The sequence below is a fragment of the Streptantibioticus ferralitis genome (assembly GCF_029223525.1).
Classification (GTDB): domain Bacteria; phylum Actinomycetota; class Actinomycetes; order Streptomycetales; family Streptomycetaceae; genus Streptantibioticus_A; species Streptantibioticus_A ferralitis.
Map to the genome: position 1 here is coordinate 132636 of NZ_JARHTQ010000015.1, position 16193 is coordinate 148828.

The following is a 16193-nucleotide window of genomic DNA, read 5'->3' on the forward strand; positions in this document are numbered from 1 at the left end:
ATCTGCAAGGGATTTGATTCCCTGCCAATCCCTCACCTGCGCTAACACCCTTCCACCCAGGCCCGACGAGGCTTCAGAGGCCGGCACTTGACGAGGGTGCACCGACGAACGCAGCGGCGCCGCTTGGGAGTTGTAACTCCGGCAAGATCACCTATTGTGGCGTGGGCCATTGCGGCCTAGCTCCGTTGTGCTCCATCATTGCCTCCAAGCGCATGCTTGGAGGACAGTTGTGGCCACCGACCGCACCACGCTCAGGGCACTCTCCGACCCGTTGCGGCTGCGCCTGCTCAACCTGCTCGGCACACAGACCCTGTCCGCAGCCGAAGCGGCCCGCGCGATCGGCATCACCCAAGCACTCGCCAGCTACCACCTGCGAAAGCTCCTCGACGCCGGGCTCGTCGTGGTACAGCACACCCGCAGCAACCGGGGCGCCACCGAGAAGGTCTACGAGCTGGCTTCCGCCCAGGAACGCCCCTTGGTGTTCGCCGGCGATGACCTCGCGCTGTTCCTGGAAGCCGTCGCCACCGAAATCCGCCGCCGCGCCGCCTCCGCCGACACAGACGCGCCGTCGTTGGTATCCGACACCGAACTGTGGGCAACCGAAGAAGCCATCAACCAGGCTCGCACCGCACTGGCCGGAGCCACTCGCGCGCTCGTCGACGGCAAACGCCCAGCTGGCACGCCGGGCACATTGCCAGTGAGCGCCACCACCGTCTTCTTCCAGCTCAAACCTGAAGCATCTGATGACGTCGGCGCTTAGGCACAAGCCGTTCGCCCTGTTATGGGGCGGCCAGGCCTTCAGCTCCCTGGGTGACTGCCTGTACGCCGTCGCCATCGCGACACTGGTCCTCCAGCGTGGCGCTTCGCCGACCGCTCTCGCGGTGATCATGGCGGCACGTGCCATCGGCACAACTGCCACAGCCGCCCTTGGAGGTGTCCTCGCCGACCGCATCACACCAGGGCGCGCCATGCTCGCCGCCGACATCGCCCGCGCCGCGGTGCTGGCCGTCTTAGCGCTGGCAGGGTCCGTCATGCCGGTGGCCGCCATCGCGGCTCTGACGTTCGCCACCGGGGTGGGCGAAGCAGTTTTCCTGCCCGCCTACATGGCCCTGATCCCCCTGGTCGCCCCGCCTGCGGCTTTGCGATCGGCCAACGCATGGACTTCGATCGCCCAAAGAACGGCACAGGTAGCGGGCCCCGTGACCGCAGGCGGCATCGTGGCGGCTTGGCGACCACAAACCGCCCTCGGTGTCGATGCGTTCACCTTCACCGCGAGTATCGCCACCCTCGCCGTCCTGACCCGCCGCTTGCCAGCAGCGCCGTCCGACCACACGGGAAGGATCACTTGCGCGGAGGTCTTGGCAGGGCTGACTGAAATGCGGTCCCGTCCATGGCTGGCTGCAACGGTCGCCGGTTCCGCCAGCCATATCCTGTTCGGCCTCGGCCCCCTCCTTCTGCTGCTGCCCTGGCTGGCCAAAAGCCACGCCACCTCCACCTTGCCCTACTCCATGCTCCTGGCCGCGTTCGGTGCTGGTTCCATCCTGGGTACGTCCTTGTCCACCCGGGTCAGAAGGACACACCGGGGAGTCGTGGGCCAAGCCGGATTGGCGACCACCGCGGTCGCGATGCTCACTCTCGGGACCTCGGCACCGCTCCCGTGCGCCCTGTCCGCGATGGCGGTGTGCGGTGCGGGATACTCCGCTTTCGGGGTCTTGTGGACCACCGCGGTCCAAGAGCAGGTTCCCGCCCACCTTCTCGGGCGCGTGGCTGCAGTTGACACCTCGGTCGGGCTCGGCTGTATGCCGCTCGGCTACCTCCTCGCTGGTACGGCGACCAACGTCCTCGGCCAACAAGGCACTCTCCTCGCCCTAGCCCCGGTGACAGCAACATGTGCCCTACTTCCGCTGCTTGCCAAAGGAACAGTCGCCTACCACACCGCGCAGCCCACGTCATCGATCAGCCGAGGCGACACGTCCGCCCCCTCACGCGCGACTCCGCCCTCCGCCTGGTGACAATCCCCGGCCCGTAGCGACGGATACGCGCCGCTACATTTGGGCGTGGGCGTGCAACTCTCCTCAGTCACTCACCGGGTTCGGCGGGTAGGAGGGAGCCCAACTCGGGCGACCCGTAGGTCAGGAAGACGAGGTCGCTATCGCTGCTGGTGTCCCAGATGTCGCGGTCGAATGTCACGGGGACTGAGGCCGTGGACAGCTGACCCAAGTAGCACTCGACTGACGACACGCCGTCGGAACGTCCGAAGGACACGCGGGCGTGGTCACGTGGAAGGACAAGGTGGTAGATACCGGGGCGCGCATCGTCTGGGGATAAGCAGCGGCCTGAGAGGAGGTTGTTCGTGAGCTTGATGGCAAGGCCTGACGGAGTGACACCTCCGACCAGGTCGGGCGGGGTCTGGATGGTGAGGTCGTCGTCGGAAGTGCCGAGGTCGCCGGTGTTGACAGGCTGGTTGTTGATGTCGTCGATTTGGGTTCGGATGCCGGCGATCTCGCTGGCGATGACTTCGTCGCTGAGGTTTGCGGCGAGGACGAGGTCTTCGATGACCTTCTCGACGGTGCCGAGGACGGGGGCGGCGCCGCCGAGGATGTTGGTGAAGTCATCGTAGTCCTCCTTGATGCCCTTGTAGACCTGCTCCTCGACGGTGTCTTCGTAGAAATAGTTGCTGATCTGGAGGCGCTCGTAGGCAGCGCCGATGCGGTCGATACGGCCGATGCGCTGCTCGACACGCATCAGGTTCCAAGGCATGTCGTAGTTGATGAGGCGGCCCGACGTCTGCAGGTTGAGGCCCTCGCTCATCGAGTCGGTGCCGACCAAGATCTCGATTTCGCCGTTGCGGAATCGGGTCTTGATCTCGGCCTTGGTGACCGGGTTCCACTTCCCTGCCACGGGATCGTACATCTCTCCGCCGCGGCCGGAGTAGCAGCCAAGTCTGTAGTAGCCGGCGGCCAAGAGGCGCACGCGGACGTAGTCCATGGTGTCGGCATACTGAGTGAAGACCACTGCGGAGTCGTACGTTTTGAAGGACTCGGCCAGGTCCTCGACGAGCTTCTTGGCCTTGGTGTCCTCGCCGGTAATATCGCCGAGGTCGTTGAGGAAGGAGCGGAGCTCGCCGATCTCCTTCTTGAGGCGGTCGGCGCGGACGTCGAAGGCCTCGGGGTCGAAGAGGGAGTTCTCCAAGTCGACGCCGTCGTCGTCGGTGAGGAGATCAGCGAGGCTCTTGCCCTGCTCAAGTACCTCGAGGCGGCGTTGCAGGGACTGCTTGATCGCTTCGAAGGAGGAGGTCAGTCGGCGCCGGTAGACGGTCATGATGAAACCGAGGGCCTTGGTGGCCTTGTCAGACTTGTAGGCGTTGTAGTGGCGTCGGATGTATTCCTCGATGCGGTCATACAGCTTGCGCTCGTTCGGCGCCAGGGGGATGAACTCATCGGTGACGTGCCGATACGGGATGACGATAGAAGCCGGGATGATGCCAGCCGCCTGGTAGGCCCGCATGGTCTTGCGGGTGTTACGGAAGACCCGATCGCGTATCGGGGTGTGGCGCCGAGCCCACTTATCCATCCACTCGGAGATGGCATTGGGGAACTGTGCCCTGAGGTCAGGCGAGGGGGGATTGTCAGCCATCCCGGTCACCGTCAACGCGTCGGCCCATCCGAGTGCGTCGTTGACCTGTTGCTCCAGCTCGTAGTCGTGTTCGGCGAGCGGGTCGGAGAAATAGTCCTCCAGCATGTCGCAGATGAGTTTCCAGCCGCGCTTCTCAGGCTGATCGCCGAGGTAGGTGAAGTATTGCGTGAAGAAGAACGCCTGCTCACCCCACTTGCCCGGCAACCCGAGGAGCTCGATGAGATCCCAGGCCTCATGGGCGTGCATCTGCATCGGGGTCGCCGAAGCGAGGTAGAGCGCACGCCACAGGTCGCGCCTCTTCATCTCCTGGAGCAGCGCGAGCAGGGAGTTGGGAGTGTCGGTCGCCTTGGAGCCGCGACGGCGAGCGTGATGGGCCTCATCGACGAGGACGACATCCCACGGTCCAGCGTCAAGAATCTGGGTACGGCGACTGCGGCGGCGAGCGAGATGGGAGGATGCGAGAACAATCGGGAAGGCCGACCACGGGTTCGCCTTCGGATTTGTCGCGATGGGCTGGTCGAACCGGTCCATGAAGCCGCCCTTGTCGTACCGGGCGACATCGAGGTTCATCTTCTCGTGGAGCTCTTCCTGCCACTGCTTCATCACCGAAGCAGGCACCAACAACAGCGCCTTCTTCGCCCGGCCGGAGGTAAAGAGCTCACGTATCACCATGCCTGCTTCGACAGTCTTGCCGAGACCGACCTCGTCGGCGAAGAGATAGCCGCGCGGGTACGTCGACACCACCCGGTGGATCAGCTCCGCCTGGTGCGGCAGCGGCTGAACCCACGCTGTACCCACGCCAGTCCACGCGGACGCCTTTGGCGCATCCCGGAGAGCGACCAGCTCATCCCAGGCTGCCTGGATATCGATGGCCGCATCGACAGACGGTGCCTCGTGATCGGCCTCCTCGCGCCTCGGTTGCGGCACGAGCGTGTCGAAGGGGAGCGGCGGAGCGGCGGGAGCGTGCTCTATCAGGTGTTCCCGGACGGCGGTGGGCAGGTCGATGATCGCCCACCCCTCGTCAGGGTTGGCACGCCAGTGCCGTTCGAAGGCTCGCTCCTTGGGCTCGCCATAGTCCTCCCAGGACTCGGTACGCCAGGAGCGGTAGGCGTCGAAGGTCTCATGGTTCTTCACCCATGCGGTGACCGAGGCGTTGTTGGACCCGCTGAACGCGACCCTATGGCCGTAGCGGTCCGTGAAGATGCCGTACTTGGTGTGGAAGTAGCGGCCCGACTCCTGGTGGGTGAGCAGGTGGCCGTGTTTGTCGACCGGGATGCCGACCCGGATGTGGAGCCGGTCGTTGGCGACCATCCAGGCCAGCACGCTGAGGTGCTCGCTCTGCACGATCTTCGTGCCCTCCAGGCCAGGGTCAGCCAGCAGACGTTCGGCGACCACATCGTCGAGTGGAGTACCGGAGAGCACCGCGTCGACGTCCTTCTTGCCGAGCTGGGCGCCGACGATAAGTCTCATCACGCCGCCACCGGCGATGAAGTACGCCGTGCCCTGCGCGGCGAACTGCAACTCGGCACCTGACCAGTACCCGACCGCGCGGTCGTAGGCAACCGCGCGTGAGAGCAGCGGCTCGTAGAACGTCTCGAACGGTGCATCGTCGGGCGAGTACATCGCCTTCAGCTTCACGCTGCGGAACGCGTCCTCGGCCGTGGCAGGGTCGTGGTCGAAGAGACCATCCTGCGCCGGTGCCGCTGGCTTGGCGGAGGCACCGGGAAACAAAGCATCGTCGTGCTCGGCCAACCTCACTCCATTTCGAAGAGCGCGTCGGGCTTGTCCTCGACCAGCGTGGCCACGTCGGTGGCCTCCGGCAGGGTCACATCGGGGAAGTAGAGCGTGCACAGGGTGTCAAGGCGCCCGGCCTCGGGCACGACCCACTCTCCCTTGACCTTGGTGCGCGGCATCGCGTTCACCAGGCCCTGCAGGGTGGAGATGAACCCAGCGTCGTTGATGTAGCCGTGCTTGTCGAGGAATCGCTTCGCCGCCGGCATTCCATCGTGCTCGGCGATGTACAGGGTCGTGTCGACCGCGTCGATGATGTAGTCGAACGAGGCAGCCTCGGGCCGTACGCCGGGGGCGTGGGAGTCGCCACCGCGCCGCACCCGCTCGCTCGGAATGAGCAGGATGACCTTGCCCGAGGACTTGGAGACCACTTTGGCCCCCTCGAGCTCGTCGACGTCGAGCCCGCCGACGGCGAGTGCCAAGAGGCGGGCAGTGTCGAAGGGGAACTCGCGGGCAGCGAAGGTGTCCCAGGCCAGCAGCACGAAGTCGGTTAGTGTGTCGACCTTCGCCGCCTTCCCGACCAGTCGGGAGCGGCGCAGGTCCACGATCTCCTCGCGTGCCAGGGCGAGGGCCTCCTCGGGTCGTAGCAACTTGTCGCGGCCATCCTTGTCCGGGGTCGAGGAATAGACGGGCCAGCTCTGCGAGATCATCGAGAGCGTCGGGCCGTACGTCGACAGCATCAGGTCGACGCCCTCGATACCGGCATGCTGGAACCGGGTTGCCGCATCGCGGGCTGCACGTCGAATATCCTGTTCGATGTCATCGAGATAGACTTTGATGTCGCCGTCTCGATCGTCGCGCTTGCGACAGACCAGCATGATTGTGGACGCCGCGGAGTTCACATTGGCCTGGTGCAATGAAACCTCTGACTCGGTGTTGACTGGCCAGGATGTTTCGATCGTGAAGCCAGCCTGCATCAGGCCCATCCCAAGGGTGTCCCACGCCTCAGCTCGCTTGTGGGTAAACATCACCGAGAGGATGCCGTCATCGGAGAGCACACGACGCGACTCCTCGAAGATGCTGGTCATCTTCGTCTCGTAATCGAGGTCAGCAAGTTCCTTCCGGCGCTTTCCCATCGCCGCGAAGCGCGCCGGGTTGGCCACGGCCTCGTTCTGCTTGTCGGTCAGGTCGTCGCGGAAATAGCCGGGGATGAGGCGCCCAAGGGTACGCTTCTCCCAGACGTAGAAGTAGTCGGCCAACTCGGCGTACATGACGTTGTCGTAGTACGGCGGGTCCATGCAAATGTGGACTACTGAGCCGTCCTCAAGGTCGAGGCTCGCGGCGCTTCCCTGCAGGATGGATACTTTCCTCCTCAGCCGGTCTTCAAGGTCGCTGTCAGATGCGCCGGTCTCGTCGAGCAACCGGGCGATGCCGCCGTAGGCGTCTAGCAGTTGGTCCAGTGCCCAGGAGTAGAGCGCGGTGGCACCTTCGAACTCGGCGAACGTCCACTTGAAGGAGAAGTTGTGCTTCTCGAAGACGCTACGCATCTTCTGGCGCGATACGTCCCAGGTCGAGGCCCGGGAGTTCCAGTTGAGTGCCTTGCCCTGCATCAGGGCAAGCTGGAAGAGGGCGGCGTCCGCCGACTCTCCGAGCGCTTCCTGGACCTCAGGCACGATGCGTGCAAACTCTTCGCCGAAGGTCCCGTGTGTCAAGGCTTGGCGCGGCGTGAAGAAGTCGAGCCAGGTGTTGATGCCGTACATACGGTGACCGCGGTCATAGTTGGCCTCTACCGGGATCTCTTCGGAAGGCAAAATGTCCTTCGCCTGCCACAGCGCCTTCATCTCCTCAAGCTTCGCCTCAGCGGCGGCGATAGCGTCGAGGTCGGTCGGGGTGGGGGCGCGGAAGGTGCGTTCGCCCGAGGGCTTTCGGATGGCGACGGCGTAGAGGACCTGCTTCATCTGGCCGGCCTGGGCGGCCTGCTTAACGTAGTTGCCGTCGATGACGAGGTTGTCGTAGGGCGAGATGGCCTTGCCCCGGGCGGTGGTACCGGTGGAAGCATCGATGTTGTCGACGTCCTCGCCGAGAGCGACCTCGAAGATCGGCTCTGAGAGCTCGACGCCATCGAACTCGGTAAGCATCCGGACGGCGGCTTCTTTTCCTGCGGTCTTGCGGAGCCACTTGTCGGTCAGGAGCGGTACGAGGCGGCCGGTACGAGGGCAGGGGATGGCGTTGGCGTACAGGTAAGTTGCGACTGTCTCAGCCTTGCGGCTTGGAAAGTACTCCTTGAGGCGCTCCTCGATGCGCTTGACGAGGATGCCACCCCACTTCTTAAGTTCCGGAAGGAGGTCGAGTCCGTGGGTCGCAGGGATCTCGACGCCTGCTTTGAGCACGCTCGCGGCCACACCGTTGAGGTCGTTGGCAATAACCGGAAGCCCGAGTCGGCTGGCGGCCCACGGAATTGAACCGCCACCCGCTGTCGGGTCTGCGATTACTGGCAGCTCGCCCCATGTGTGCGTCAGCACTGCATGGAGCAAGTCGATGTCCGCGCGCGGGATCGCGTTCCGGAAGGCTTGCTTGTAGGTGTAAGGGTTGGGGATCCGCTGGCCTGTCGCGACCGCAACGTCGTACATGCGACGGGCGATGATCGGGTCACCCCAGATGCCGATGAGGCGAAGGAGCCAGCGGTGGTAGGTGGCCTCGTCTTGGAGTTCGACGGCGTCGGGATACGCCTTTGCGAGCTCCTCGGTCCAGGCAGGCAGGACGCCGGCGAGGGCGACGGCCGCGGAGGCAACGAGGGGACGGCGGGCCCACCAGATGTGGAGGAAGGAGAGCGGTGGGAGCGCGGAGGCGGCGCCGCGTTCCCGACGGGATTCGATGCCGAGCTCAGCGACGGGGAGCCAGTCCTCGATGAGGACACGTGGTTTGGTGCTCATGGGTGGCTCTTTCAGTCGTCAGAAAGGAGGGTGCGGAGGGCCTTGCGGGCGCGATTGGCGTCGACACCAATGCACTTGGAGTACCAGTAGTAGGTCTCCTCGGTGCTCATGGCGTTGATGCCAGCGACGAGTGCGCGGACGCGCTCGCGCTTGGCGATGGGCTGGGTGGCGAGCAGGATCAGAGTCAGGCGTACGCCGTCGGGTTCGGCAAGCCGGATGGGTGCCTTGCGGGTGAAGGTCAGCACGCTGGGCTGGTAGCCCGATCGCCGAATGGCGGCGAAGAGGGCGTCGATGACGCGGCCTGTCTGCTGTGGGGTGACGGTGACGACCGCGGTAGCAAGGACAGAGCCGACCTCGCCGTACGTCTCCTCGATGGTGAGGCCGTACGTCTCGCCGCGGCCAGGCTTCACGATGAGACGGAAACCGCGGACGCCGTTGACGGCAGCAAGCCGTCGGCTCTGAACGGTCATCGCGCGCTGGGGACTGGTCACTTGGTCACCTCGGCGGTCATCGTCGTGCTCTTCATGCCGAGCTTCTTGATGACGTCATGGATCTGGGCGAACTGTGGGTCGTCGACGTCGAGTGCCGGTTCAAACCGGAAGGTAAGGGTGACGTCGCCAACGACCTTGGTGGCGGCGGTGAGTGCTTTCTTAGCGTGGCCGTAGGCCATCTGGAAGTCGGCGCGCTCGGCGGTGCCCTGGAACTGGATGCCGCCTCCGGTGAGGCCCTTGTATTCGGCGCGGATGGTGGAGCGGACCATGATGGTCTGCTTCTGCAGCATGCCGAGTGAGGCGACGGCGAGGTCGATGTCGCTCGTGCCTGACGCGGCATCCGCGCTCACCTTCAAAGTGAGGGTCGAGATGGCGCGGATCGCGTAGTCGGATACGGCATCGAGCAGGGTCTGCATGGCTGCGCCGCCGGGGCCGTTCGCCGTGAAGGTCTTGGAGGTGGCCGTGCGAGTGGGGACCTCGACGCCGATCTCATCGGCGATCTCGCGAGGCAGGATGTGAAGAGTGTCGAGGCCCTTGTCCTTTATCGCCGAGGGTGAGAGCGCCCGGACGCCAGCGGCAGGCTCGGTGTCGGTGACGATGAACCAGCTGTACTCGCTGGACTGGACGGCGGTGGCCAGCAGGTCGAGGACATCGGTCTTGGAGGGCTCGCCGCCAGAGGCTGCCTCAAGGCGGGCGCGGAGGTCGGCACCAGTGAACCGGTCGCTGGTGAGCACCGAGCGGAGGTCGGTCTGGGTGGGTTTGCGGGCCAGCAGGCCGCGCTTCTGTGCCTCGGCCATGGTCATGACCTCGGTGTCGGCGCTGAAGGTGATCGACATGCCGGCCTGGTTGTTGGCCGTGTAGGCCTTGCCGCTGGCCGAGTCGTAGTAGACCCAGCCGTCGTGGTTGACGCCGTTGACGATCGCGTCACGCAGCAGGGAGGTGTTGCGGACGATGGAGACCTTGTGATCGGACCAGAAGTAGGCGGCGATCGCGGCAGTGCTCGTGGCCTCCTTGTTGGCCCAAGTTCGGTTACGCAGGAAGGATGCGGTGAACGGGCTGGTACGGATCTTCTCCTCGTCGGTCAGCAGCGTGATGACTGCAGAGGTGGCATTCTTCGGATCGCCCTGGGCCTGGGCGGGAAGCTCGCGGTGGCGCAGGTAGCCGGTGGCCTTCTCGTCAGCCGGGTAGTAGATATGCTTGAAGCACCGGGTGACCGCGATGCGTGCCTGGAGGCGGGCCTCCTTGTCGTAGGCCTCGACCTTCTTGCGGACCTCCTCGCTGAACTGACCCAGCCGGTGAGTGTCGGCGGCGAGGTTGCTGGAGGCGATCAGGGCACGTGCGCGGTCCTTAAGCACGTGGACCTGCTCGGCGTCGGACAGGGCGAAAACCAGGGAGTTGCGGTACTTGCGCGGCGCGCCGGCCGAGCCGACCTTGTCGAGCATCTCCACGATCTGTGCCGGCGGCTGGTCGGCGTGGCCCTGGTCAACTGTCACGACATCGTGGTCGAGCACGACCACGCGCAGCGCGTCCTTGTCTGGGATCTCGGCAGGGCCTGACGGGAAATGGATCGCGGTGACGCCGCCGTCGTTGGCAAATGCCTTCTGTATGAGACTGTCGACTTCCGCGGCAACCGCGGTGTTGGCGACGTTGCGCTTCTCGGTCTCGATGATGGCGTTGACGTTGGGCTCGATGTTGAAGCGCCAGCGAGCTCCGTCGTACGACAGGTGCCAGAAGACCTTCTCCGACTCGGTGAGCGCCTTCTCGAAGATGGTGGCGTCCTCGCCGGGGCGCAGGGTGCCGACCAGCCAGTCGTTGCGGCCCGCCCCTGCCGTGGAGACCATTTCCAAGGAGTGGGTAAACACGGTGCGGGCCACGCGGGTGACATAGGCAGGCTTGCCAGGGAAGACATCGGCGTCGACGACAGCCGCATGGGAAGCCTTGGAGGCAAAGTCGCCCTTGGCCACGCTCGCGTACTCGGCACGGCCGAGGCCGTCGGTGAGGTGATTGAGGACCGGCTCGTTGGAGTAGTCGATGTCACCGACGTTGATGATTGCTGTATCCGCGTTGGTGGCGTAGATGTTGGCCACGACCTCAGCCAGGAGCTTCAAGGCGCCGCGGGCGCGCTGGAAATCGGTTATGTTGCCCAGACGCTTGTCGAGGACGCGGACCAGCTCGGGGTGGAACGGGTAGGTCTTAGTGACCAAGTCGCCATAGGAAGCCGGGTGCTCGGCGCCGCCAGCGAGCTGCTCGGTCTTGGCGAGCTGTTCGTAGAAGTCCCTGTATGCCTCCCCGGCCGCCCTGGCGGCATCCTCGTCGACTGAGGCGAAAAGGCGCTTCTTAAGGATTTCTCCGATCTCGTTGTCATCGGCCGGCGTGATCACCGCGCTCGGCCGCACGGCGCGGGTCAGGACCTCGCCGGTCTCCTGGGCGGCTTTGACCAAGGCGGCGTTGGCGGCGTCGACCTTCTCCTTCTCCTCACCGATCAGCTCGCTGATCTCGGTGGTCTCTGCACCAAACGCGTTGGTGGTCGCGGCCAGGGTGATGATGACCGAGACCCTGTTGGTCGGGTCGGAGGCAACCTCGAAGAGGTTGCCGAGGAAGGCGGGTATCGCGCCGGCCATGCGGCGTATGTCCTCGCTGCCGGAGGAGGTCAGTACACGCAGATGTTTGGAGATCTCGTCGACGATCACGACCGTCGGGTTGCCACGGAAGGCGGCCTTGATTGTGGCGGTGCCCGGAACGGTGCGTTGGGTGTCGTTCGCCTCCATGGCTGCGAACGCGTCATCGCCGATTTGGGCGGCCATCTCACCCCATATCGTGTAGGTGCGACGGCCGTTGGTTTCGATGCCCACAGCGGGGTCAAGGACGTCGCCGACCAAGGCCGCAACCTGGACCGGGCCGTCAGGAAGCAGGCTTGGGTCAAGGAACTCGGGGATGGTGGATGGCCGGGCACCCTTGGCGAGGTGGTAGACAGCAGTCAGGCCGTGGGTCTTACCGCCACCGAACGAGGTCGTCGGGCGAAGCACGCCGTTCTCCCCCGCGACACCCTTCGCTCCGCTCAGGCGGCCGAATGTCTTGGTGAGCAGCTTCTTCAGGCCGCTCGTGGGGTAGGTCTGCGCGAAGAATGCTTCCGCGTCGCCATACACCGGATAGTGCTCCGCGTCGCGGACCACCTTGTCCAGTTGTGCTGCGAAGTGATTGTCCGCCAACCCGCCTTCGAGCACGTCCCGCCGCGGGACACACACGTTCCTCAGAGCCACCAGGCTCGACGCTGCCATGCCTCTCCTGCCCCCAGACGCCGTGCGCGCGGCGTCGCCCCTCCTGCATATCGTGTGATGGTCAAGTTACCAATAATTACGCGGAGTTGAGCGACGTCTGGCGTAGGACTCCTCGAACTTGTCGAGGCCGCCTTCCTCAGCCTTCCTGTTCCGTAAGCCGTCCGCCACGCTCGCAGCGCACGACGAGCGGGAAGCGTCCAGGGGTCCATCCCGGGCATCCGAGTGCGCGGGTCACCGACCCGAACGCACCGGAGCGGCTGGCGTCAGGCTCATTGCAGGGCGACGCGGACCATCCGTGAACAAGCAAGGCGCCCGCGGCAGTTGGAAGGCCTGTGAACTACTAGAACAGCGGAGACACCGACGGCTTCCGGAGCTGTGTGCGCAGGCTCGATCCTACCGAAGGGGTCGGCGAGCACTGCCCTCCGCATGCACGATGGCCACCAAATCCCGAGATCGGACAGCCCCCCCCGATGAGGAGTCGCTTGCGCAGCGTCTCAGCCGAGATGGGCCGCTGATAGGTCTCCCAGTGCCAAGCATCTTCTCGACGGGCGTGCCCAAGGAGATCGTCTTCCTTGGGCTGGTCGGCGGGCTCCTCGGAAGACGAGCCCGAATGGCTGGCCCCTGGGTCGCCTCCGATCGCATGGCGCGGTGCCGCCTCGGTCAGTTCGTTGCTCAACAACGGGACGTACGGCCGGATTCGGCTCTCCCGCTTGAAGTCCGTTGATGGCTTGGAGCAAGCTCGGCCCGCGGCATGCGGGAAAGATCGTCACCGTCGTCATCGAGGACACCCACTACCGGATCCTGCACGGGGAGGACGAACTCGCTGTCAGGCCCCGCAAGAACCTCGGGCCGATCACCAGGCTCTACGTCAAAGGCATGGGCCCCCAGAAGGACCGTCAAGGATCTCCTGACGACAAACCGTCAGGGAAGTCCTGAGACCTCACACCGACAATTGGCGATGGCCAACCCGAGAGCCTCGCCTTCGGCCGGCTCCGCAGAGCTCATCTGACCAGCTTCTGCACGTTTTCCAGGATGGCCAGCAGGTGAAACGGTGGCTCGGAAGCTGCTGTCACGGTTGCCTCTCGATAGGTCGACGAGTCCTTCTTGGCGAAACCGTCTCCCGAGGCGATCAGCTCTTGGCGTCGTTGACTCCAGGCCGGCCACTTGGCGCCGAGGTAGGTCTCCAAGTTGTCGTGGAAGACGGCGTACGTGGCTTCGGCGACGGTTGGGGGCCATGGATTTACCGAGGCGCCGAGATATCCCAGCAGGTCGGCGTTCTTCTCCGCGTTCTTCCCGGCTTGGCGCTCAAACTCCAGTTCCTTCTTATGCCGGTCTTCCTGCGCCATGTTCCGCACCGATTCCCGCTTCCGCTCCTCCATCTCGGCATCCCCATCGAAGACGACGTAACAGGGCACACCGAGCGCAGTGAGGATGGCATGGCAGAGCAGGATGTTGTCTTTGCCCTCCGCGTTGATCACCGAGATACCCTGCGCGCCAAGGCTGATGCGCTGCCGCTCCGCACTGCCGAGCAGAACTGCCTCCTCAGTGAAACCCTCGACCAGCACGACGGCATGAGAGAAAAAGCCCTCTGCAAGCGGACCGGAACATCGCGCGCCCGCGTATCGCTGTACCGACTCCTCCTTCACCAGACCGGAGAGCGACTGGCACAGCTCGATCTCGGACACCTGTAGGACACGGGTGACGGGGTGCTCCTCGCCCCCCTCGCGGCTAAGCCGACGGATCTGGTGGTAGTTCCGCGGATCAATGAAAACCGGGTTGTGCGTTGCGTACATCACCTGGGTTCGCCCTTGAGACGACGAAGCCACGAGGCTGCGGAGCACCTCAGCGAATGTCCTCGCCTGCGGAGGATGCTGGAACAGCTCGGGCTCCTCAATGGCGAGGCAGAGCGTCCGGGTGCCACCTTGCGGCCTTCTGCGCTCCGCAAGGAGCTTCAACGCCGCAATGATTAACGCGCGTTGGAAGCCGTGGCCCTGTCGATACACTGAGGTTTCGGCGGCCCCATCTCTAATACTCACCTGAAACATCGTCCGGGAGGGCTTCGGTGCCTGAACCACGGGCGTCACAACCACCTGGCGTCCGGTAGTGAACTTGGCAACCTCGTTCGATAGCGCAGCCGAGATGTCGTCGAGCATGGGCCCGTATACCTTGGTATGCACGTCCTGGCGCGCCTGGTGAGCGTTCTCCTCGATCTCCCCGAGGTGCTCGTTCGCTTGGGACCGGTCCACAGCGTGGTCGAGAATCCGGCCGATGGCAGTGGCCTTGCGGTCGTCGGCCTCCTCGTACGCGCGCAGATCGGCGGATATGAAGACGAAGTCGATCAGTTTGGCCAGCTGACTCTGTCCGGCGAAGCCGAAGAAGTGAGTGTCGTCAACTTGCGACTCGGTGAGCTTGTCGCGGTTGGCTAGCTCCCAGGTCCGCATTGCCTCATCCACGGCGTCCGCAGAGCCTACCGTCGGGAGACCAAGACCAGGGTCACATTCCCGAAGGGCGTTGTAGGCCCTCCGCTTGTCCATCGCCTTGGTGTGGCGACGTACCTCCTCGAACGGCGCGTAAGCGAGGGCCTTGCCAGTGATCTTGTCGGCGCCGTACTCCCATGTCCGCCAGATGCTGACAGTCTCCGCTCCCTCCGGTGCATAACGCCCCAGTACCTCGCGGTCGTGAGAGGTGATCCCGTCGAACTCCACCTCCACGGTGATGCGCTCGCCGTCCGCGGCCGAATGGACATCGTCCGTGCTCAGCCCGACCTCTTTTTCACCGTTGAAGAACCAGTCCAGTGCTCGTAGCACGGTGGACTTACCGACGCCAGTGGGGCCGATGAAGGAGGTTATCTCCTCGAATGCAATGTCCACCTGGTGCAGGCAGCAGAAGTTCTCGATACGTACTCGGCTGATCTTCACGGTCGTCCTGAAGGCATGATGCGGATGGGCTGATTGAGCCCGGGGACACAGGCGTGATGCTAGCGACGCAGGTGACGTCCCCTCAGTTGTTTTACTTCTGGATGAAGCTAGCCCCGGGCATATCCGGCATGACGCTCGTGCGTGTACGTCCTGGTGTTCGACATTCGGCCATTTGTTCCGATCTGGACCGTTCGCGCCTACCCGGTGACAGCCCAAGTGTGAGCTCAGGACGCATGACACACGACATATGGCGCGACGTGGTGCTCGTCGAAGGCGGCCCGGCGACCACCTAACAGCTCGAGCACCTGCGCTGCGTGCTGGACACGGAGGTGCAGTGTGTCTGCGACCGGACGCAATCCGGCCCCGTGATCTGACCTGTGTGAACGCCTGAATCTCATGCTCCACCCGAGCGCGATCGGCGAGAACGGCTGTCCGCGCGCATCATGGCCACCAGCATCCGGGACCTAGCAGCTCCGATGTGGAGTCGTTTGCGCAGCGTCTCGGCCGAGATGGGGCGTTGATAGGCCTCCCAGTGCCAAGCGTCTTCTCTACGGGCCGACTCAAGGAGATCACCTTCCGGGACACGTTTCCTATCGAGGGACTCGCGGTCTTGTTGAGGAGGCGAGCCAGAGCCGTTGGCGTTCGGGCCGCTTTCCTCGGCTGGGCTCGGCGCTTCGTTAGCCGGGTCTTGCTTAACGGCTGGATCGGGAGGCAGAGTCGGCGCCACTGCATGGACCCCACCGATGGCTTGCAGCAGGCCGGGGCCTACCTCGGCCCATCCGATCAGCAGCAGGGGCCCAACCGCATCGAAGGCGGCCTTGCCTACCTGGTCGGTGATCAGCGGATCCGCCACGTTCAACGCCAACGTCATCACGCTGGAGAAGACCAGGAGCCGACGCGCGGGACGGAGTTGCTCGCGGCTCGCTCCGTGAAGCGCCATGTATCGAGTCCCCAACAACAGCCCAAGAACCGACAGGTCCACGGCCGGGGCCACCAACGGAGCGACCAGAGTGGGCACCCCTAGCCGCAGCGCAAGCAGCCACACATTCCCAAACCCGAACAAGAACGTGAGCCCTACCACCGCGCCCATGATCGCTGTAACGATGCGTAGAGTGATTGTCTGCTCGAACGCCGCACCAGTGTCACGGATAGTGGCCGTATCCTTCCTGGAAGCTGGCATCACAGGCCCCCATCCCGTGCCGCGGG

The 16193-nt window shown here is 64.4% G+C and carries 8 protein-coding genes and 1 pseudogene; 3 read left to right on the plus strand and 6 right to left on the minus strand.

The window, feature by feature from the left end; translation table 11 throughout:
• Window positions 1–229: 229 nt before the first annotated feature.
• Both P2L57_RS22695 and P2L57_RS22700 read left to right on the plus strand, forming a co-directional pair.
• A complete protein-coding gene (locus P2L57_RS22695) occupies window positions 230–760 on the plus strand; it encodes a helix-turn-helix domain-containing protein (protein ID WP_275817430.1) in 531 nt (176 codons plus the stop codon).
• A complete protein-coding gene (locus tag P2L57_RS22700) occupies window positions 744–2012 on the plus strand; it encodes an MFS transporter (RefSeq protein ID WP_275817432.1) in 1269 nt (422 codons plus the stop codon). Before P2L57_RS22695 ends, P2L57_RS22700 begins: the two co-directional genes overlap by 17 nt.
• A 67-nt stretch (window positions 2013–2079) precedes the next feature.
• Here the strand turns inward: P2L57_RS22700 and P2L57_RS22705 are convergent, their stop codons facing one another.
• Genes P2L57_RS22705 through P2L57_RS22720 form a run of 4 tightly spaced genes read right to left on the minus strand, consistent with a single transcriptional unit; the run spans window position 2080 to window position 12069 of the window.
• Entirely contained in the window at window positions 2080–5388 is a 3309-nt protein-coding gene (locus P2L57_RS22705) for a DEAD/DEAH box helicase (RefSeq protein WP_275817434.1), read from the minus strand.
• A gap of 2 nt (window positions 5389–5390) precedes the next feature.
• On the minus strand, window positions 5391–8300 hold the full coding sequence (locus tag P2L57_RS22710) for a DUF1156 domain-containing protein (RefSeq protein ID WP_275817436.1): 2910 nt from the start codon (window positions 8298–8300) through the stop codon (window positions 5391–5393).
• Window positions 8301–8311: 11 nt separating this feature from the next.
• Window positions 8312–8791, minus strand: coding sequence for a DUF7680 family protein (locus P2L57_RS22715; protein ID WP_275817438.1), 480 nt, complete (start codon window positions 8789–8791; stop codon window positions 8312–8314).
• On the minus strand, window positions 8788–12069 hold the full coding sequence (locus tag P2L57_RS22720) for an ATP-binding protein (protein ID WP_275817440.1): 3282 nt from the start codon (window positions 12067–12069) through the stop codon (window positions 8788–8790). The genes P2L57_RS22715 and P2L57_RS22720 overlap by 4 nt, the downstream gene beginning before the upstream one ends.
• A gap of 735 nt (window positions 12070–12804) precedes the next feature.
• On the opposite strand from P2L57_RS22720, the pseudogene P2L57_RS22725 reads away from it, so the two are divergent.
• Window positions 12805–13005 (plus strand): annotated as a pseudogene (locus P2L57_RS22725) (IS481 family transposase); the annotation flags it as partial.
• A gap of 65 nt (window positions 13006–13070) precedes the next feature.
• On the opposite strand, the gene P2L57_RS22730 reads toward P2L57_RS22725, so the two are convergent.
• The gene (locus tag P2L57_RS22730) at window positions 13071–14987 is read right to left on the minus strand and encodes an ATP-dependent nuclease (RefSeq protein ID WP_275817444.1); all 1917 of its coding nucleotides are present in this window, start codon (window positions 14985–14987) and stop codon (window positions 13071–13073) included.
• A gap of 394 nt (window positions 14988–15381) precedes the next feature.
• Window positions 15382–16077: a SpdA protein gene (locus P2L57_RS22735; protein WP_275817446.1), complete on the minus strand. Its 696-nt coding sequence runs from the start codon at window positions 16075–16077 to the stop codon at window positions 15382–15384.
• Window positions 16078–16193: the final 116 nt, after the last annotated feature.